Below are 19,999 nucleotides of genomic sequence, written 5' to 3'. Positions count from 1 at the left end.
ATTGGGTTCATCCCATGCCAAGGACGGTCCTTCTCCTCTTGGCGGTCGCGGCCCTGGTGCTTCCCACCACGGCGCAGGCTGCCACCCCCACCACGACGACGCTGACGCCGAACCTGCCCACGAGCTACTTCGGCGAGGACGACCTGAGATTCACCGCCAAGGTGACCGGGACGAACGGGGTCCCGACCGGCGCCGTCGCCTTCGCGATCAACGGCACCACGTACGGCCTGCCCGTCCCGCTCAACGGGCTGGGGGAGGCCGTCGACGAGCTCGAGCTCTACGTCGGGCCTGGTGACAAGGTCACGGCGTTCTACCTCGGCGACGCGAACAACCAGGCCAGCTCCGGCGAGGCGACGCCCACGATCCTTCCGGCGAAGACCCGCGTGACGGTGGTCAGCAGCCCAAGCCCGTCGGATCAGGGCAAGCCGGTCAAGATCGACGTCGGCGTGATCAACACGAGCAGTGACGCGCCGCCGTCCGGCGGGGTGACCCTGTTCGTGGACGGCGCCAGCGCGGCCGGCCCGTTCCCGCTCGGCCAGGACGGCACGGTCACGATCATCGGCGGCGCCGCCCTCGCGGCGGGTGCGCACACGTTCGAGGCGCGCTACAGCGATACCGACCCGGTGGTGTTCGAGCCATCCGCAGGAAGCACGACGCACACCGTCACCGCGCCGCCCGTCCCGCCGCCGCCGGTCGTCAACCCGATCCCGCAGCAGCGGATCAACCCGGTCACGCAGCCGCCCTACGCGGTGTTGCGCTCGACCACGACCCGCACCGGCGCGATCTCGCTGCTCACGCAGCTGCCCGCCGCCGGCACCGTGACCGCGCACGCCTCGGCGTCCGGCGTGACCAAGTACGGCACGGCGTCGAAGGTGACCACGGCCGCCGAACGCGTGACGCTCGTCATCAACCCCAGCGCCAAGGCCAAGCGCAAGCTGGCGAAGGGCAAGAGCGTGAAGGTGACGGTGAAGCTGCGCTTCCAGCCGGCCACCGGCGGCGCCGCCAAGACGATCACGCGGCGCGTGACCGTCAAGGCGACGAAGACGGCTCGCGTCGCTAAGGGATCTCGCGCACCATCACCAGGTTCGTGGCGCCTGGCGTCCCCGTCCGCCGGCCTGAGGTGATCACCACGCGCGAGCCGGACGGCAGCCCGGCGAAGTCGCGCGCGGTGGTGAGCGCGCTCTCGATCATGTCGTCCACGGACTCCGCGGTGTCCATGATCGTCGGGTAGACGCCCCATTCCAGCGTGAGCTGCTCGGCGATCGTCTCCTCGTGCGCGAGCGCGATGATCGGCCGGCGCTTGCGGTACTTGGCGCAGATGCGCGCGCCGCCGCCGGACGCGGTCGGGATGATCAGGGCGGTCGCGTCCAGCTCGTCGGCGAGGTCCACGGCCGCGCGCATCACGGCGCGGCTCGTGTCCTCGCCCTTGATCGGGCGGGCCCGGCCGTGGATCACCGGCGACTCCTCGGCCGCGAGCGCGATCGTCGCCATCGCCGTCACCGACTCGAACGGATAGGCGCCGACGCTCGTCTCGGCCGACATCATCACCGCGCTCGTGCCGTCGATCACGGCGTTGGCGACGTCCGTGGCCTCGGCCCGCGTGGGCTCCGGCGCCTGGATCATCGACTCGAGCATCTGCGTCGCGGTGATCACGAACTTGCCCGCCTGGGTGGCGCGCCGGATCGTGTCCTTCTGCATCAGCGGCACCCGCGCGACGCCGGCCTCGACGCCGTAGTCGCCGCGCGCGACCATCAGCCCGTCCGAGGCGTCGATGATCTCGTCCAGCGCCTCGTAGGCCTCGATCTTCTCGACCTTGGCGATCAGCCGCGCGCGGCTGCCGTGGCCCGTCACGAGCTCACGCAGCTGCTCCATGTCCGCCGCCGAGCGCACGAACGAGAGCGCGATGAAGTCACCGCCCAGCTCGCACGCGAGCGCGAGGTCGGCCACGTCCTTCTCGGTGATCGCCGGCAGCTCGGGGCGCGCGTAGGTCACGTTGATGCCCTTGCGCGCCGACAGCGGCCCCGGGGAGACCGCGCGGGCCACCACGTCCTCGCCGTCCAGGCGCTCCACGGCGAACCGCGGCACGCCGTCGCCGATCACGATCTGCGAGCGCTCCGTGACGAGCGCCGCGAACTTGTCGAACTCCACCTTGATCGCGCCCGGGGTGCCGCTCGCGGAGAACGTCACACGGTCGCCGACGGCGACCATCTGCTCCTCGACATCCCCCGAAAGGCGCAACTTCGGTCCCTGCAGGTCAAACAGCAGGCCGAGCGGGCGTCCTGCCCGGTCAGCCGCAGCGCGAACTGCGGCCGCACGGCGCCGCAGGTCGTCGTGGGAGCCATGCGAGCAATTCAGCCGCGCGCAATCCAGACCGGCTGATACCAGCCTGTCGAGCATTCCGTCGGCGTCGGTCGCAGGACCGAGCGTCGCGACGATCTTCGTCCGCCGTTCCAACATCTGCCCCTGATTCTGTCGAACCGGCGTCCAACTCTGTGCGTAGGTGGTTACGGGGGGTCACATGAATCCAATCGGAGGTGGGGATGAAAGCGGTGCGTTTCACCGTTGGGATCGCGGCTGCCGCGAGCCTGACCATGGCCGGATCGGCGTTCGCGCAGACCGCGCCGAGCGTGGTCGACCCGAAGCTCAAGGTCGCGCCGGTGGTCGCCGGGCTGAGCCAGCCCGTGCAGCTGGAGTTCATCGGCGAGGACGACTTCTTCGTGCTCGAGAAGCCGACGGGACAGGTCAAGCGCGTCAAGGACGGCGTTGCGTCCGTGGTGCTCGACCTGACGGTCAACTCGAACTCCGAGCGGGGCCTGCTGGGCATCGCGCTCGACAAGCACTTCAAGTTCAACGGGACGGTCTACCTCTACTGGAGCGAGACCACCCAGGCGGTCGACAACGCGGCGGGTGACGCGGTGCCGCTGCTGGGCAACCGGCTGGACCGCTTCCACTGGGACGGCACGCAGCTCGTCTTCGAGAAGACGCTGCACCGTCAGCGCGCGCTGCAGGACGACGCGACCAACCGGACCAACCCGGCGGTGCCCGTCTTCCGTGGCAACCACAACGGCGGCGTCGTGCGCGTCGGCCCGGACGGCAAGCTCTACCTGCAGGTCGGCGACACGGGGCGCCGCGGCCAGTTGCAGAACCTGATCGACGGGCCGTTCGTGTTCCCGCCCAACGACGGCGTCACGATCGGCGACGACCAGTTCGGCGGCCCGGACCCGGACGCCAACCACACCACGGGCGTGATCCTGCGCCTGAACCCCGACGGCACGGCGCCGCGGGACAACCCGTTCTACCGGCTGGGCGCGGAGCGTGGCGGCTCGGTCGGCGCGTCGCTGAAGAAGATCTACGCCTACGGCCTGCGCAACGGGTTCGGCATGAGCTTCGATCCGTTCAGCGGTGACCTGTGGGAGCAGGAGAACGGCGACGACTCGTTCAGCGAGATCAACCGCGTCGAGGACGGCTTCAACTCGGGCTGGGTGCAGGTCATGGGCCCGCTCTCGCGCGTGGCGCAGTTCAAGGCGATCGAGACGACGCGCACCCCGGTGCCGCCGGATCCCGCCGCGCCCGCCGGCTACTACGGGCTCCAGCAGACCCGCTGGGACCCGGTGAACATCGCGGACACGCCGTATGAGGCGTACGACCGCCTGTTCAAGCTCCCCGGCTCGAAGTTCAGCGACCCGGAGATGACGTGGAAGTACGAGGTCGCCCCGGGCGGCATCGACTTCCTCTCCACCAAGGAGCTCGGCAAGGACTACAAGGGCGATCTGTTCGTCGGCTCCGCCCGCGGCTCGCTGCGCGGCGGCAACCTGTTCCGGCTGCCGATCTCGGGCAACCGGCGCGAGGTCGACCCGGAGGACCGCCGCCTGAAGGACAAGGTCGCCGACAACGTGGCCAAGTACGAGATCACGGAGTCCGAGTCGCTGCTCTTCGGCGAGAACTTCGGGGTCACGCCGGACGTCAAGGAGAGCCCCGAGGGGACGCTGTACGTCGTGTCGTCCTCGCAGGGGACCGTGTACGAGATCTCCCGCAAGTAGACGCGTCCGTCGGCTGCCGCGCGTAGCGTTCTCGCCGTGAAGGAACGGATCGAGGAGCTGGCGCGGCAGCTGACGGAGCTGCGCGCGTTGTACTACGACGGCGCGCCGAGCGTCGCGGACGCGGAGTACGACGCGCTGGAGGACGAGCTGCGCGGGCTGCTCGCGGAGCACCCGGAGCTCACGCCGGATCCGAACCCGCTGGAGCAGGTCGGCGCGCCGAGCGTCCTGCACGCGCCCGTCCGGCACTCGCGGCCGATGCTGTCGCTGGAGAAGGCGACCAAGCCCGAGCAGGTCGAGGCGTTCATGGCGCGCTTCCCGGGGCAGTCGGTGATCGTCATGCCCAAGCTCGACGGGCTGTCGCTGGCGATCGTCTACGAGGGCGGCAAGCTCGCGCGGGCGATCACGCGCGGCGACGGCACGACCGGCGACGACGTGACGCCGATCATCCGCAAGCTCGTCGACGGGGTCCCGACCACCGTGGACTCGGCGGGGCGCGTGGAGGTGCGCGGCGAGGCCGTGATGCTGCGCTCGACGTTCGCCGCCTACAACGAGGCGCACCCGGACAAGCCGCTGATCAACCCGCGCAACGCGGCCGCCGGCACGGTCCGGGCCAAGGACCCGGCGACGGTCGCCGGGCGGGAGCTGTACTTCTTCGCGTTCGACCTGGACGTGGAGGAGGGCGCGGCCTCGGACCTGGAGGAGGGGCTGCGCGCGCTGGCCTTCGACCCGGCCGGGATGCGGCACTGCGACGACGCGGCCGCGGCGCAGGCGGTCATCAGCGAGATCGAGACGGAGCGCGCCTCGCTCGACTACGACCTCGACGGCGCGGTGCTGCGGCTCGCCGACCGCGACGCGTTCGCCGCGGCGGGCACCCGCTCCAACTCGCCCCGGGGCGCTCTCGCCTTCAAGTTCGCGGCCGAGGAGAAGACGACCGTCCTGAACGACGTCGTCTGGGACGTCGGCAAGACCGGCAAGATCGCGCCGGTCGCGTGGCTGGAGCCCGTGTTCGTCGGCGGGACGACCGTGACGCGCGCGACCCTCGCCAACCAGGAAGTGATCCGCGCGCGTGGGGTCAAGATCGGCGACACCGTGCTCGTGCGCCGGGCCGGAGACGTGATCCCGTTCGTGGCCGGTGTGCTCGACGAGTCCAAGCGCACGGGGGAGGAGCAGGACATCGTCCCGCCGTCGCACTGCCCGTCGTGCGGGGAGCCGCTGACCGAGCGCGGCGAGTCGCGCGAGCTGTTCTGCACGAACCTCGTGTGCCCCGCGCAGACCGTGCGCCGGCTCATCCACTGGGCGTCACGGGCGGCGGCGGACATCGAGGCCGTCGGGCCGGTGTGGATCGAGAAGCTCGCCGCGTCGGGTGATCTTGAGCACCCGTCGGACTTCTACGGCCTGACGAAGGAGCGGCTGCTGGAGTTCGACCGGATCGGCGAGGTCAGCGCGGAGCGGATGGTCGAGTCGATCGAGGCCTCCAAGGACGTCGGGCTGCGGCGGGCCGTGATCGGGCTCGCGATCCCGATGGCGAGCGAAGGGACGGCCGCGCGGTTGTGCCGCGCCGGCTTCAAGTCGCTCGAAGAGGTCGCGAAGGCCGGCGTCGAGAAGCTCGTGGCGGTCGAGGACATCGGCCCGAAGGTCGCGGAGTCGCTGACCAACCACCTCGAGCGCGTCAAGCCGGAGCTCGAGCGGCTGCGGGAGCGCGGGGTGTCGCTGGACGTGCGCGACGAGGACCTGCCGCCGGAGGTCGCCGCGGGCGCGCCGCTGGAGGGCAAGACCGTCGTGATCACGGGCGCGATCTCCGACCCGCGCAGCGGCGAGAAGGTCCCGCGCCCGGCGTTCCAGCGGCTGTGCGAGCGGGCCGGCGCCGCCATCGCCTCCTCGGTGTCCGCCAGTACGGACATGCTGATCACTGGCGCCGACGTCGGGGCGTCCAAGATCGCGAAGGCCGAAAAGCTCGAAGTTAGCGTCGTCGACCAGTCCGAAATCTGGCAGCAAATAATCAGCGCAGGACTCGCGTAAGCGGGTACAGGAGTCTTCGAGGCCGCCTGCAGGGGTGCGGCGGCCCGACAGACGGGAGGTTCCATTGCAGTTGTTCCGGCTGCAGCAACGGCGGTGTCGCGTGTTGGCGGCGCTCCTCGCAGCAGCTCTGACCGCCGGCACGGCAATGCCGGCGACAACCCTTGCCGAGCCCGGAGGTTGGGACGGAGGGGCGCCGTCGAGCAGTAGCTCGTCGGCGGACAGCGACACCGATTCCGGCGGCGGCTGGGACGGCTCGGTGGGTTCGAGCTCCCCGTCCTCGCAGGAGTCCAACAACACCAGCAACAGCTCGTCCTCGTCGAGCTCCGACAGCGACTCGTCGCCGTCGTCGCCCAGCGAGGCCGCGGACGCGGCCGGCCCGAGCGACTCGGCGAGCGACTCCTCGTCGAGCTCGGACAGCGACACGGATTCCGGCGGTGGCGGCTGGGACGGGTCGGTCGGCTCGAGCTCGCCGTCCTCGCAGGAGTCCAACGACGGCGGCTCGATCTCCTCGCCGACCGAGGCCGCGGACGCCGCGCCCTCGACGTCGTCGAGCGACTCGTCCGACTCGGACTCGGGTTCGGACGACAGCGGCTGGGACGGCTCGATCGGCTCGAGCTCGCCCTCGTCGCAGGAGTCCAAGTACGAGGGCGGCGGCGACTCGTCGTCCGCCGACTCGTCCGCGGACACCAGCGCCGACACCTCGGCCCCGACGACCGCCATGGGCGACGTCGGCGGTCCGTCGGCCGACACGTCGACACCCGCCGCGGACACGAGCGAGGACTCGTCGTCCAGCGACACGTCGGCGCCCGCCACGGAGGACGACGCGTCGTCCACCGACACCTCGACGCCGACGACGACCGCCACGGGCGACGTCGCCGCGCCGAGTGACACCACCACGGCGCCGGCCGACACGCCGGCCGCCGACGACGACGGCTGGGACGGCTCGATCGGGCCGAGCTCGCCGTCCTCGCGTGAGACCGCCACGTCGATCTCGACCGCCGCTGACTCCGGCACCGAGTCCTCGACGCCCGCCACGACCGCGATGGGTGACGTCGCGGCGCCGGCCGACACCACCGACACGGCTCCGTCGGCGAAGGCCGACGACGCCGCGCCCGCCGACACGACCGACGACCGCTCGACGCCGACGACGACGCCCATGGGCGACATCGCCGCGCCGCCGAGCCACGCCGGCCCCGTCGGCGAAGACGCAGCGGACACCACCACCACGACGCCGGCCACGACCGACGCCGCCCCCGCGGACGAGACGCCCGCGGTGACGGCGATGGGCGACTACGCCGGCCCGTCGACGCCGACGGTCGACGACTCGGACTTCACCATCGGTCCGAGCTCGCCGTCCTCGCGCGAGCAGCAGGACGCCCCGGCGACGATGGATCCGACCAACGCCCCGGCGCAGAACACCAACCGCACGAGCTCGTCCGAAGAGGACGAGGAGACGACCGACGAAGCGCCGGCGTACACGCCGATGGGTGATCTGGGCCTGCCCGGACCCGAGGCGTCGCTGGCGCCCCACGTCGACGACCCGGCGCTGGACGCCCCGTACGACCCGCCGATGCAGCAGTACGGCCCGGCGTACGACCCGTCCGATCCGGTCTCCGACGAGGCGCCGACGTACACCCCGATGGGTGACCTGGCCATCCCGGGCACCGAGACGCACACGCCGGACCCGACCGCCGAGGTGGAGTCCACCGGGCTCATCCAGACGGTCGAGCCGACGGGTTACGAGGCCAAGGTCACCGGCGCGTTCGGCCCGCTCGGCGGGACGGTCGCGTTCGCGCGTGACGACGAGAACACGGCGATCACGTTCGGCCCGGCCGAAGGGTTCGGCCTGTTCGGCTCGTTCGGCGAGGCGCGAGCCCCGTCCGAGACGAGCATGCAGATGAGCGGCAGGCTGGGCCTCGGCGTAGCCAGTGGGGAGCTTACGGCGGGGTCCGCCGGGATCACCGGAAAAGTCAGCGGAAACGTCGGGTCGCTGAACCAGGGCATCAACCAGCAGGTGTCGCAGTCGCTGTCCCTGAACCGCGACGGGCTCCAGACGATGCAGACGGAGGGCGTCAGCGCCGGCTGGGTCTCCTCGGCGGGCGCCGTCGTCACCCAGACGGTGACCATCTCGGTCAGCAACGACACCCTCGACACGATCGGAGGGATGATCGGGCTCGGCCCGGAGGCAAGACCCGCGGACTCCACCGGTGGCGGCGGAGCCTGGTGAGTCAGACCAGCGGATAAGCCGCCCAGATCGGACCGGGATCGGGGGCGTCGTCGCGTACGACGGCGCCCTCGATCAGTCCGTACGGGCGATCGTCGGCATGGAAGACCTCGTTGGGGTTCTCCAGGCCGAACGGCGACAGGTCCACGACGAAGTGATGCTTGTTGGGCATCGACAGCCGGATCTCCGCCACCGTCGGGCACGCCTCCAGCACGGCGGAGCCCATCGCGTAGAGCGTCTGCTGCAGCGACAGCGAGTGGTGCGCCGCGAAGCACTCCAGCAGCGCGCCCCGCGCGTCCTCGAAGGAAGCGGTCCCGTCGTGGCGCCAGCGGGCGGCCACCTCGGTCGCGAGCACGCGGTCGCTCGTCTCCTTCAACGTCGTGTAGCGATCGCGCGGGAAGCCGTGGAACTCGGAGTCGGTCGTCTTGAGCACGACGAGCCCGCCGAGCCCCGACGCGAACCACGTCTCGTCCGCGGACGCGATCACGACCGCGACGCGCTGCTCGGACGAGGCCTGCGTGAACGCGTGATCGCCGAGCCGCTCCCACGCCACCTCGCGCACCTCCACCCGCGCTTGGGTGATCGCGCCGCCGACGAAGTGTCGCGCGAGCAGCGTCGCGAACGCCTCCGGCGTCCCGACCCCATGCTCCTTTGCGAACGCATACACGGTGTTCTTCTGGGTGTCGGTGGCGAGCACGGCCGAGTTGTCACCCTCCAGATGCACGGCCTCCAGCGCGCCGGAGAGCGCCACGGAGACGAGCAGATCGCGTACCACGTGCGCGTCGCCGTCGCGAACCACCCGAACCAGGTGCGTCTCTGCCTTGCCGTACTGGTTGATCCCGAGCCGTGCCATAGGGGAGATGATCCCTCAGAACCTAACTTTTCGTCACGCGGGACGGGTTCTTTCGTATCATGGAACGCAGATATCGGGCAGGCTCACCCGAGCGGGGCTCATGAGCCACAATGGCCGCGCACCGAGGAGATCGAGGAGCAGCAATGGCATCGCAGGTCGAGGTAGATCCCCAGGAGACACGCGAGTGGCTCGAAGCGCTCGACGCGGTCGTCGCCAGCGACGGTCCGCAGCGCGCGCAGTTCCTGCTCGAACGCGTCATCGGCCACGCCCAGCTGACGGGCGCGACGCCCGCGCCGGCGGGCAACACGCCGTACCTGAACACGATCCCGCCGCAGGATGAGCCACCTCATCCCGTCGACGAGGCGCTCGAGCGGCGAGTACGCAGCATCGTCCGCTGGAACGCGATCGCGACGATCCTGAACGCGAACAAGACCAGCTCCGAGCTGGGCGGCCACATCGCCTCCTACCAGAGCGCGGCCGTCCTCTACGAGACGGGCTTCAACCACTTCTGGCACGCGCCGTCGGACAAGCACGGCGGCGATCTGGTCTACATGCAGGGTCATTCGTCCCCGGGCGTGTACGCGCGAGCGTTCCTCGAGGGCCGGATCCCCGAGGAGCAGATGCGGAACTTCCGCACGGAGGCCTACAAGACCGGTCTCAGCTCCTACCCGCATCCGTGGCTGATGCCGGACTTCTGGCAGTTCCCGACCGTCTCGATGGGCCTCGGCCCGCTGATGGCGATCTACCAGGCCCGCTACATGAAGTACCTGCAGGGCCGCGGGCTCGCCGAGACCGCCGGCCGCAAGGTGTGGGCCTTCCTGGGCGACGGCGAGACCGACGAGCCCGAGTCCCTGGGCGCGATCTCGATGGCCGGTCGAGAGAAGCTCGACAACCTGATCTTCGTCATCAACTGCAACCTGCAGCGCCTGGACGGCCCCGTCCGCGGCAACGGCAAGATCATCCAGGAGCTGGAGACCAACTTCCGCGGCAACGGCTGGAACGTCATCAAGACGATCTGGGGCTCGCGCTGGGATCCGCTTCTCGCCAATGACCACGAGGGCCATCTGCTCGCGCGGATGAACGAGGCCCTGGACGGCGACTACCAGACGTACAAGTCGCGCAACGGCGCGTACGTCCGCGAGCACTTCTTCGGCACCAAGCCGGAGCTGCGCGCGATGGTCAAGGACTACTCCGACGACCAGATCTGGGCGCTCAACCGCGGCGGCCTGGATCAGCGCAAGGTCTACTCGGCCTACAAGGCCGCGACCGAGCACCACGGCCAGCCGACCGTGATCCTCGCCAAGACCATCAAGGGCTACGGCATGGGCGCGGCGGGTGAAGGCCAGAACATCACCCACCAGCAGAAGAAGATGAACGAGGAAGCGCTGCTCTCGTTCCGGGACCGCTTCGAGCTCGAGATCACCGACGAGCAGGTCCGCAACCTGGACTTCTACAAGCCGCCGAAGGGCTCGCCCGAGGCCGAGTTCATCCGCGAGCAGCGCGAGAAGCTCGGTGGCTCGCTGCCGGCGCGCCGTCGCAAGGCCGAGTCGCTGCCGACGCCGGAGCTGACCGCGTTCCAGAGCCAGCTCGACGGCACCGGGGACCGCGAGGTCTCCACGACGATGAGCTTCGTCCGGATCCTCAGCACCCTGCTGCGCGACAAGCAGCTCGGCAAGCGGATCGTCCCGATCGTGCCCGACGAGTCGCGCACGTTCGGCATGGAGGGCCTGTTCCGCCAGCTCGGCATCTTCAGCCAGCTCGGCCAGCTGTACACGCCCGAGGACCGCGACCAGCTGATGTTCTACCGCGAGGACAAGCACGGCCAGGTGCTCCAGGAGGGCATCAACGAGGCCGGCGCCATGTCCTCGTGGATCGCCGCGGGTACGTCGTACTCCAACCACGGCACGGCGACGATCCCGTTCTACATCTACTACTCGATGTTCGGCTTCCAGCGGGTCGGCGACCTCGCCTGGGCCGCCGGTGACAGCCGCACGCGCGGGTTCCTGCTCGGCGGCACCGCGGGCCGCACGACGCTCAACGGCGAGGGCCTGCAGCACGAGGACGGGCATTCGCACCTGCTCAGCGCGACGATCCCGAACTGCGTCTCCTACGACCCGACCTACGGCTACGAGCTCGCGGTGATCATCCGCGAGGGCCTGCGGCGGATGATGGAGGAGCAGGAGGACGTCTTCTACTACCTCACGCTGATGAACGAGAACTATCAGCACCCGGCCATTCCGGAGGGCGCTGAGGAGGGCATCCTGCGCGGGCTGTACAAGCTGCGGCCGGCCGCCGAGGGCGAGGCGCAGCTGCAGCTCCTGGGCAGTGGCGTGATCCTGCGCGAGGTGCTGGAGGCCCAGACGCTGCTCGCCGACGACTTCGGCGTGGCGGCGGACGTCTGGAGCGTCCCGAGCTTCACCGAGCTCGCGCGCGACGGCCAGGAGGTCGAGCGCTGGAACACGTTCCACCCGGGCGAGGAGGCCAAGACCAGCTGGGTCGAGCAGCAGCTCGGCGAAGCGGCCGGTCCCGTGGTCGCGTCGACGGACTACATGCGCGCGTTCGCGGACCAGATCCGGCCCTACGTCAAGCAGCCGTTCCGGGTGCTGGGCACGGACGGCTTCGGCCGCAGCGACTACCGCAAGACGCTGCGCTCGTTCTTCGAGGTTGACCGCCACCACGTCGTGCTGGCGGCGTTGACCGAGCTGGTCAAGCTCGGCAAGATCGACGCGAGCGCGCCGAAGACGGCCATCGAGTCCTACCAGATCGACCCCGAGCGGCCCGCGCCGTGGAAGGTGTGAGACGTGGCTTCTGAACAGGTTCTCGTCCCCGACATCGGGGACTTCGACGACGTCCCGGTGATCGAGGTGCTGGTGTCGGTCGGTGACGAGGTTGCCGCCGAGGACCCGCTGGTGGTCCTGGAGTCCGACAAGGCGACGATGGAGGTCCCGTCGCCGTCGGCCGGCAAGGTCACGGAGATCGGCATCGCCGTCGGCGACAAGGTCAAGGAAGGGTCCGCGATCCTCACGCTCGAGGTCAGCGGGGCCAACGGCGCCGCGCCCGAGGCCGAGACGGCGCCCGCGGGTGCCGTGGCCGAGGACGCCAAGGCGGCCGAGACGGAGGACGTCAAGGCCGTCGAGGAGCCCAAGAGCGTCGACGCGCCGGCCCAGCCCGCGTCGCCGCAGCAGAGCGCCGGCGTCAGCTCGGCGCCCGCGTACGCCTCCCCCGGTGTGCGGCGGCTCGCGCGTGAACTCGGCGTGGACCTCTCGACCGTCACCGGGTCCGGCCGCAAGGGCCGGATCACCAAGGACGACGTGCAGCAGGCCAAGGACGCTCCGGCGGCCGCGCCCGCTGCGGCTCCGGCTCCGGGCGGCGGTGCCGCGATCGAGGGCCTGAACCTCGCGCCGTGGCCGAAGGTCAACTTCGAGCGCTACGGCGAGATCGAGCGCCAGCCGCTCACCCGCATCCAGAAGATCAGCGGCCCGAACCTGGGCCGCAACTGGGTGATGATCCCGCACGTCACGCACAACGACGAGGCGGACATCACCGAGCTGGAGGCGTTCCGCAAGCGCACCAACTCCGAGCAGTCCGAGGCCAAGGTGACGATGGTCGCGCTGCTGGCGAAGGCCGTCGTGGCGTCGCTGAAGGCCTTCCCGGTCGTCAACTCCTCGCTGGACGGCGACGACCTGGTCCTCAAGCGCTACTACAACATCGGCTTCGCGGCCGACACGCCCAACGGCCTCGTCGTCCCGGTCATCAAGGACGCCGACTCCAAGGGCATCCTCGAGATCGCCAAGGACCTGACCGAGCTGTCCAAGAAGGCGCGCGAGGGCAAGCTCGCCGGCGGCGACATGCAGGGCTCGACGTTCACGATCTCGTCGCTCGGCGGGATCGGCGGCACGTCGTTCACGCCGATCGTCAACGCCCCCGAGGTCGCGATCCTCGGCGTCACCCGCTCGGCGATGAAGCCCGTCTGGAACGGCAGCGAGTTCGTGCCGCGCCTGATGGTGCCGCTGTCGCTGTCCTACGACCACCGCGTGATCGACGGCGCGCTCGCCGCGCGCTTCACCGCGCACCTGGTCAACCAGCTGTCCGACCTGCGGAGGGTCCTGCTTTGAGCCTCGAAGTCAAGGTCCCGGACATCGGCGATTTCGACGCCGTCCCGGTCATCGAGATCCTCGTCGCCGTCGGTGACGAGGTCGAGGAGGAGACCCCGCTGGTCGTCCTCGAGTCCGACAAGGCGACGATGGAAGTGCCGTCGCCGGCCGCGGGCAAGGTCACGGACATCACCGTGGCCGTGGGCGACAAGGTCGCCGAGGGCTCGACGATCCTGACGCTGGAGGCCGCCGAGGCCGCCGCGCCGGAGGAGGCCAAGCCCGAGGGCGGCACCGTCGAGGAGAAGGCCGAGGAGGCGCCCGCTCCGGCCGCCGAGTCGGCTCCGGCTCCGGCCGCCGCGCCCACGTCCTCCGGCATCCCGGAAGACGCGGACGTCAAGGTCCAGGTCGTCGTGCTCGGCGCCGGTCCGGGTGGCTACACGGCCGCGTTCCGCGCCGCCGATCTCGGCCTGAGCGTGGCCATGATCGACCGCGGCGAGCGGCTCGGCGGCGTGTGCCTGAACGTCGGCTGCATCCCGTCCAAGGCGCTCCTGCACGTCGCGAAGGTGCTGTCCGAGGCCGAGGAGATGTCCGAGATGGGCGTCTCGTTCGGCAAGCCGACGATCGACATCGACCACGTACGCGGATGGAAGGAGGACGTCGTCGGGCGCCTCACCGGCGGCCTCGAGAGCCTCGCCAAGCAGCGCAAGGTGACGGTCGTGCGCGGCACGGGCGAGTTCACCTCGCCGAACTCGATCAAGGTCGGCGACACCGTCGTCGGCTTCGAGCACTGCATCATCGCCTCCGGCTCGGAGGCGGCGACGCTGCCGTTCCTGCCCGAGGACGACCGCATCATCGACTCCACCGGTGCCCTCGAGGTGCAGGACATCCCGGAGCGGCTGCTGGTGATCGGCGGCGGCATCATCGGCCTCGAGATGGCGACGGTCTACGACGCGCTGGGCTCGAAGGTCACGGTCGTCGAGCTGCTCGACCAGCTCATCCCGGGCGCGGACAAGGACCTCGTGCGGGTGCTCGAGAAGCGCATCAAGGGCCGCTACGAGGCGATCCACCTCAAGACCGGCGTGGAGTCGGTCGAGGCGACCCCGGACGGCCTGAAAGTCAAGTTCGGCGAGAACGTCGAGACGTTCGACAAGATCCTCGTGGCCGTCGGCCGCCGTCCCAACGGCAAGGTCATCGGCGCCGAGGCGGCGGGCGTGGCCGTCAGCGACCGCGGCTTCATCGAGTCCGACCTGCAGATGCGTACGAACGTCCCGCACATCTTCTCGATCGGCGACGTCCGCGGCGAGCCGATGCTCGCCCACAAGGCCACCCACGAGGGCGTGCTCGCGGCCGAGGTGATCGCGGGCCACGACGTCTCCTGGGACGTCCGCTCGATCCCGTCCGTGGCCTACACGGACCCGGAGGTCGCCTGGACGGGGCTCACCGAGACCCAGGCCAAGGCCGAGGGGATCGAGTACGAGGTCGGCGCCTTCCCGTGGGCGGCGTCGGGCCGTGCTTTGAGCATCGGCCGCTCCGACGGCCTCACGAAGCTGATCGTCGAGCCCGAGACGCATCGGGTCCTCGGCGCGGGCATCGTCGGCGTCAACGCGGGCGAGCTGCTCGCGGAGACCGTCCTCGCGATCGAAGCGGGCCTGGACGCCGAGGACATCGGCCTGACGATCCACCCGCACCCGACGCTGTCCGAGACCGTCGGCTTCTCCGCCGAGGCGGCGGAGGGCACGATCACGGACATCATGCCCAAGCGCAAGCGCCCCAAGAAGGACTAGTCGCATCGCCCAGAGGGCGATGCTTCGGCGAGTTCGCCCAGCGCCCCCAGGGCGCGAGCGCCGGGCGAACTCGCTAGCTCTCCTGTGCAGTCGGCCGCACGAGGATCTCGTTGAGGTCCACGTGCGGCGGCTGCGCGACGGCGAACATCACCGCGCGGGCGATGTCGTCGGCGGTCAGCACGTTGTCGAGCTCGTGGCTGAAGCCCGGCGTCTCGACCATGCCGGGTGAGATGAGCGTCGTACGCACGCCGGTGCCGTTGAAGTCCTGGCGCGCGGCCTCGGCCATGCCGGTGACGGCGAACTTCGTGGCGCTGTAGAGCGAGCCCTTCAGCGCGCGGCGGCCGGCGATGCTGCTGGTGATCACGAGGTGGCCCTTCGACGCTCGCAGCGCGGCGGCCGTCGCGCGGATCGTCGCGTAGATGCCGAACACGTTCGTGATCACCATCTGCTTGGCGTCTGCGGGGTCACCGGCCTCGAAGCCGCGCGGGTGGCCGACGCCCGCGTTGGCGAACACGACGTCGATCCGGCCGAACTGGTCGAGGGTGCGTTTGGCGAGGGCCTCGACCTCGGCGTACTCGCCGACGTCGGTCTGCACGACGAGCCCGCCGGTCTTGTCCGCGAGCGTCTCGAGCTTGTCGACGGAGCGCGCGGCGAGCACGACGCGGTAGCCCGCCTCGGCCGCTTGGCGGGCGGTGGCGGCGCCGATTCCGCTCGAAGCGCCGGCGATCAGGAACACGCGATCGTCCATGGTTCCTATCGTTACCCGGACCAATGCTCGCTGATCGCGCACGTATCGAAGTGGAAGCTGGGCGCGGCGGCGACGGCTCGATGTCGTTCCGGCGCGAGTCCCGCGTGCCCAAGGGCGGGCCCGACGGCGGCGACGGCGGGCGCGGCGGCGACGTCGTCCTGCGCTGCGACGACTCGCTGCGCGACCTGCAGTCCTTCCGGCGCCGCGGGCGCTACAAGGCCGATCGCGGCGGGCACGGCATGGGCAAGCTCATGCACGGCGCCGACGGCGAGCGGCTCGTCGTTCCCGTGCCGCCCGGCACCACCGTCGAGCGCTGGGACGGGCGCGAGTACGACCTCGTCCGGCCCGGCCAGGAGATCACGCTCGCCAAGGGCGGCCCGGGCGGGCGCGGCAACAAGACCTTCGCGACCGCGACGCGCCAGGCGCCGCGGCTCGCCGAGCGCGGTCTGCCGGGGGAGGAGGGCCTCGTCGAGCTGCGGCTCAAGCTGCTCGCCGACGTCGGCCTCGTCGGGCTCCCGAACGCCGGCAAGTCCTCGCTGCTGTCGACGATGACCCGGGCGCAGCCAAAAGTCGCCGCGTACCCGTTCACGACGCTGGTCCCGGTGCTGGGCACGATCGAGGCCGACGATCGTCAGCTCGTGCTCGCCGACATCCCGGGCCTCATCGAGGGCGCGTCCGAGGGCGCCGGCCTGGGTCACGACTTCCTCGCGCACGTGGAGCGCACGCGGCTGCTCGTGCACGTGCTCGATCTCGCGCCGCTGGACGGCTCGGACCCGGTGCAGAACTTCGAGGTGATCGAGCGCGAGCTCGCCGAGCACGACCCGCGCCTGGCCTCGCTCCCGCGCCTGCTGGCGTTGAGCAAGGCCGACCTCGTGACGCCGGAGGTGGCCGCGCAGGCCGCCGTGGAGTGGCGCGAGCGCGTCGCCTTCCCGGTGCTCGTGACGTCCAGCGCGACGTCGATCGGCCTGAGTGAGCTGCGCGGCGAGCTGCTGGAACGCGTGCCCGTCGCGCCCCCGGAGGCCGAGGGCTCGGGCGAGGACGAGGTGGCCGAGTTCGCGGTCTTCCGTCCCGTCAAGGGCCGTCCGTCGTTCGACATCACGCGCGGCCCGGCCCGCGAGTGGATCGTCACGGGCGAGGCCGTCGAGCGCCTGTTCCTGCGCTGGGACCTCGAGAACGAGGAGGCGCAGGCGCTGGTCGAGAACCGGCTGCGGCGGATGGGTGTGATCACCGCGCTCGAGCGCGCCGGGTTCGAGCCCGGCGACGACGTCGAGATCGGCGGCACCGTGTTCACGCTCGACCCCCACGGCTGATGCCGGTCGCGGTCGTCAAGCTCGGCTCGTCGATCGTCGCCGAGGACAGCGGCGCGCTGCGGCTGTCCGTCGTCGCGAGGATCTGCGAGGAGATCGCGGCGCTGCACGCGGCCGGGACCGACGTGGTCGTGGTGACTTCTGGTGCGATCGCGCGCGGCATCCACCTGCTCGGGCTGGGCGGGCGGCCGAAGGCGGTCGAGGAGCTCCAGGCGGCGTCCGCGGTCGGCCAGGGCCGGCTCTACCGCACCTACGACGAGTACCTGCGCGAGCGCGGCATCCAGTCGGCGCAGGTGCTGTTGACGTTCTTCGACATGAGCGCGCGGACGCACTACCTGAACGCGCGCCGCACGCTGCGGACGCTCGTCGACTGGCGGATCGTCCCGGTCATCAACGAGAACGACACGACCACCACGGACGAGATCTCCTTCGGCGACAACGACTTCCTCGCCGCGCAGGTCGCCGTGCTGGTCGACGCGTCGTTGCTGCTCCTGCTGACCTCGACGGCGGGGCTGTTCACCGCCGATCCGCGCTCCGACCCGTCGGCGCGGTTGGTCGAGAGCGTGGACGATCCGGCCGAGCTGGCCGCTTTGAGCATCTCGTCGGAGACCTCGGCACTGGGCTCGGGCGGGATGCGCTCGAAGGTCGCGGCCGCGGAGATGGCCACCGCGGCCGGCATCCCGACCGTGATCGGGAGCGGGTTCGAGCCGGGCGTGCTCGCGCGCGCCTGGGCGGGGGAGCCCGCGGGCACGCACTTCGCGCCGCACCCGGTGCGCCAGCCGTCCTTCAAGCTCTGGCTGCGCTACGCCAAGCCCTCCCAGGGCACGGTCGTGGTCGACGCGGGCGCTGCACGGGCGCTGCGCGACGGCGGCACGTCGCTGCTGCCGGTCGGCATCGTCGGCGTCGAGGGCGCCTTCGAGGCGGGCGACGCGATCGAGGTCCTCGCCGACGGGAGCGCCGTCGGCAAGGGGATCTCGAACTACTCCTCCGCCGAGCTGCGGCGGGTCATGGGCCTCAAGTCAGGCGCCGTGCGCGAGGTGCTTCCCCGGGCGACCGAGGAAGCCGTGCATCGCGACTACTTCGTCCTGACTTAGGAGCAGAGCGTGTAGCGCTGCGTCTTCGTGACCAGCTTGCCCTTGGTCGTGCGGGTGCGGATGGTCACGGTGACCACCTTGCCCTTGGCCTTGCGCAGGTCGAGCTTGAAGGAACGGGCCGTGCGCTTGAGCTTGCGGGCCTTCTTGTCGCCGCTGACGGTGATCGTCGCGCGGCGGACCTTCGTGCCCTTCGTCAGCTTCCACTTGACGGTGGTCAGCGCGCGCGGGGTGCAGGTGCCGGGCGTCTTGGCCGGCGGGGTGGGGTCGGTGCCGGGGGCCGGCGGCTCGGGGGTCGGGGCCACGGCCTGCGTGACGCTGAGGGCCCGCGTGCGGGTGCGGGCGCGACCGAAGGTGTCGGTCGCCGTGACCGTGATCTTCTTCGTGCCGGTGGTGGCGAACGTGTGCGTGACGGTTGTGCCCGTGCCCGTCGTGCCGTCGCCGAAGCTCCAGGTCGTGGTGCCGAGGCCCGACCACAGGTCGATCGGCGACACGCTGAACGTGACAGCCGCGCCCACCTGGGCCGAGGCCGGGACGGACAGCGCGGTGAGCCCGGGGCCGGCGTTGTCGAACCCGGCGACCTGGACCGGCGAGCCGTTCGGCGCGCCGGCGATGACCACGTCGCCGTCCTCGTCCGCCGCGATCACCGGGTCGGAGTTCACGAACGCCGAGATCGTGCTGAGCGAGCCCCAGGTGCCGTCGGCCGCCCGCGAGACGATCCGCGTCGGCAGGCCGTACCAGGCGACGTGGACCTCGCCGTCCGGCGTGGCGGCCAGGGTCGGCTTGGACGAGTCGCCCGGGCCGAGGTCCCGGTTCGCGCTCCAGGTGCCGTCCGCGGCACGCTCGGACGTGTACACGTGGTAGCCGCCGCTGCCGTACTCGCTCCAGGCGGCGGTCGCGCGGCCGCTGCGCTCGACGACGAGCCCGGGCGCGTAGTGGCCGTAGTTGCCGTTGTTGCCGGAGATCTGCTCGGGTGCGGTCCAGGTGGTGCTCCCCGCCGCGCGCCGGGTGGTGAAGATGCCGCCGCTGCCCTTCCAGACCACGGTGGCGTCGCCGGCGGGGGTCATGTCGAGCGCGGGATCGGAGACCGCGGCGCCGGAGACGTCCACCGGGGCGGTCCAGGCCCCGTCCCGCAGCGTCGAGACCAGGGCGTCGCTGCTGGTCGTGTCGCGCCACACGGCAGTGACGGTGCCGTCCTTGGCCGCGGCGAGGTCGATCGCCGCGCCGGCCTCCGCACCCGTGACCTTCGTGCGCGGGCTCCAGGCGCCGCCGAGCGGGCGCGTCGTGAAGTAGACGTCGCCGGAGTCCTCCAACCACGTGGCCGTGACGCGGCCGTCCGTGCCGACGACGGCCGACACTTGGCCGAGGACGGCGGCGCCGGCGGGGGAGAGCTTCTCGGGCGTGCTCCACGCGCCGACCGCCGTGCGGGTGGCGGCGTAGATGCTCGTCGGGCCCGGGTTCGGCATGCCCATGCCGGCCGAGATCATGAAGTACTCGCCCCAGACCGCGGTCTGGGTGCCGTCCTCGTCGACGGTGACGGCGACGCCGTCGGACTTCGCCGTGGGCGAGGAGAGCGCGATCGTCGGGTTCCACTGGCCGGCGCCGGCGCTCGTCGCCACTTTCACGGCGTCGTTCGTCGGCAGGCCCACGATGGCGGAGCCGGCGTTGACGGCGACCGACGGGAGGTAGCCACCCATGTTGTCGATCTGGACCGGCGTTTGCAGAGGAGCGGCATGGGCGGCGGAGGCGGGGACGGCAGTCAGCAGCGCCACCGCCGCGGCCGTGAGGCCGGTGCGGAGGTTCGTGGTCATGCTCTTGGTCGTCGACCGCGAACGCGCC

At 70.9% G+C, this 19,999-nt stretch carries 13 protein-coding genes; 9 read left to right on the top strand and 4 right to left on the bottom strand.

Features of this window, described 5'->3' with window-relative positions; all coding sequences use genetic code 11:
* Window positions 1-38 precede the first annotated feature (38 nt).
* Entirely contained in the window at window positions 39-1,124 is a 1,086-nt protein-coding gene (locus tag OJ997_RS15940; RefSeq protein ID WP_270026151.1) for an Ig-like domain-containing protein, read from the top strand.
* Here OJ997_RS15940 and pyk read toward each other — a convergent pair.
* On the bottom strand, window positions 1,057-2,457 hold the full coding sequence (gene pyk, locus OJ997_RS15935) for a pyruvate kinase (RefSeq protein WP_270026150.1): 1,401 nt from the start codon (window positions 2,455-2,457) through the stop codon (window positions 1,057-1,059). The genes OJ997_RS15940 and pyk overlap by 68 nt on opposite strands.
* Before the next feature lie 92 nt (window positions 2,458-2,549).
* Between pyk and OJ997_RS15930 the strand changes: the two genes are divergently transcribed.
* From OJ997_RS15930 to OJ997_RS15920, 3 genes are all read left to right on the top strand, one after another.
* On the top strand, window positions 2,550-4,040 hold the full coding sequence (locus OJ997_RS15930; protein ID WP_270026149.1) for a PQQ-dependent sugar dehydrogenase: 1,491 nt from the start codon (window positions 2,550-2,552) through the stop codon (window positions 4,038-4,040).
* A gap of 36 nt (window positions 4,041-4,076) precedes the next feature.
* Window positions 4,077-6,059, top strand: coding sequence for an NAD-dependent DNA ligase LigA (gene ligA / locus OJ997_RS15925; RefSeq protein ID WP_270026148.1), 1,983 nt, complete (start codon window positions 4,077-4,079; stop codon window positions 6,057-6,059).
* A gap of 256 nt (window positions 6,060-6,315) precedes the next feature.
* Complete coding sequence (locus tag OJ997_RS15920; protein WP_270026147.1) at window positions 6,316-8,286, top strand: hypothetical protein; 1,971 nt, start codon at window positions 6,316-6,318, stop codon at window positions 8,284-8,286.
* Between the two features lies 1 nt (window position 8,287).
* Here the strand turns inward: OJ997_RS15920 and pucL are convergent, their stop codons facing one another.
* Window positions 8,288-9,136: a factor-independent urate hydroxylase gene (gene pucL / locus OJ997_RS15915; protein WP_270026146.1), complete on the bottom strand. Its 849-nt coding sequence runs from the start codon at window positions 9,134-9,136 to the stop codon at window positions 8,288-8,290.
* Between the two features lie 143 nt (window positions 9,137-9,279).
* On the opposite strand from pucL, the gene aceE reads away from it, so the two are divergent.
* From aceE to lpdA, 3 genes are read left to right on the top strand one after another with little or no spacing between them, the layout of a single operon-like run.
* Complete coding sequence (aceE, locus tag OJ997_RS15910) at window positions 9,280-11,934, top strand: pyruvate dehydrogenase (acetyl-transferring), homodimeric type (protein ID WP_270026145.1); 2,655 nt, start codon at window positions 9,280-9,282, stop codon at window positions 11,932-11,934.
* 3 nt (window positions 11,935-11,937) lie between these two features.
* Entirely contained in the window at window positions 11,938-13,251 is a 1,314-nt protein-coding gene (aceF, locus tag OJ997_RS15905) for a dihydrolipoyllysine-residue acetyltransferase (RefSeq protein WP_270026144.1), read from the top strand.
* Window positions 13,248-15,014, top strand: a complete 1,767-nt coding sequence (gene lpdA, locus OJ997_RS15895; protein ID WP_372517903.1) for a dihydrolipoyl dehydrogenase — start codon at window positions 13,248-13,250, stop codon at window positions 15,012-15,014. The genes aceF and lpdA overlap by 4 nt, the downstream gene beginning before the upstream one ends.
* Window positions 15,015-15,087: 73 nt before the next feature.
* Here the strand turns inward: lpdA and OJ997_RS15890 are convergent, their stop codons facing one another.
* Window positions 15,088-15,762, bottom strand: coding sequence for an SDR family oxidoreductase (locus tag OJ997_RS15890; protein WP_270026143.1), 675 nt, complete (start codon window positions 15,760-15,762; stop codon window positions 15,088-15,090).
* Between the two features lie 23 nt (window positions 15,763-15,785).
* On the opposite strand from OJ997_RS15890, the gene obgE reads away from it, so the two are divergent.
* Both obgE and proB read left to right on the top strand, forming a co-directional pair.
* A complete protein-coding gene (gene obgE / locus OJ997_RS15885; RefSeq protein ID WP_270026142.1) occupies window positions 15,786-17,072 on the top strand; it encodes a GTPase ObgE in 1,287 nt (428 codons plus the stop codon).
* On the top strand, window positions 17,072-18,163 hold the full coding sequence (gene proB / locus OJ997_RS15880; protein ID WP_270026141.1) for a glutamate 5-kinase: 1,092 nt from the start codon (window positions 17,072-17,074) through the stop codon (window positions 18,161-18,163). Before obgE ends, proB begins: the two co-directional genes overlap by 1 nt.
* Here proB and OJ997_RS15875 read toward each other — a convergent pair.
* Window positions 18,160-19,971, bottom strand: a complete 1,812-nt coding sequence (locus OJ997_RS15875) for a PKD domain-containing protein (protein ID WP_270026140.1) — start codon at window positions 19,969-19,971, stop codon at window positions 18,160-18,162. The two genes, proB and OJ997_RS15875, sit on opposite strands and share 4 nt — an antisense overlap.
* Window positions 19,972-19,999: the final 28 nt, after the last annotated feature.

It is taken from the genome of Solirubrobacter phytolaccae, assembly GCF_027587195.1.
Lineage (GTDB): Bacteria > Actinomycetota > Thermoleophilia > Solirubrobacterales > Solirubrobacteraceae > Solirubrobacter > Solirubrobacter phytolaccae.
The sequence above is the reverse complement of the archived record's forward strand: the minus strand, read 5'-3'. Positions and strand labels throughout refer to the sequence as shown.

What these genes read in the sequence shown, in the direction of transcription:
- pucL (WP_270026146.1), bottom strand. Translation starts at nt 9,136, where the DNA reads ATGGCACGGCTCGGGATCAACCAGTACGGCAAGGCAGAGACGCACCTG.
- proB (WP_270026141.1), top strand. Translation starts at nt 17,072, where the DNA reads ATGCCGGTCGCGGTCGTCAAGCTCGGCTCGTCGATCGTCGCCGAGGAC.
- obgE (WP_270026142.1), top strand. Translation starts at nt 15,786, where the DNA reads ATGCTCGCTGATCGCGCACGTATCGAAGTGGAAGCTGGGCGCGGCGGC.
- OJ997_RS15875 (WP_270026140.1), bottom strand. Translation starts at nt 19,971, where the DNA reads ATGACCACGAACCTCCGCACCGGCCTCACGGCCGCGGCGGTGGCGCTG.
- OJ997_RS15890 (WP_270026143.1), bottom strand. Translation starts at nt 15,762, where the DNA reads ATGGACGATCGCGTGTTCCTGATCGCCGGCGCTTCGAGCGGAATCGGC.
- pyk (WP_270026150.1), bottom strand. Translation starts at nt 2,457, where the DNA reads ATGTTGGAACGGCGGACGAAGATCGTCGCGACGCTCGGTCCTGCGACC.
- aceE (WP_270026145.1), top strand. Translation starts at nt 9,280, where the DNA reads ATGGCATCGCAGGTCGAGGTAGATCCCCAGGAGACACGCGAGTGGCTC.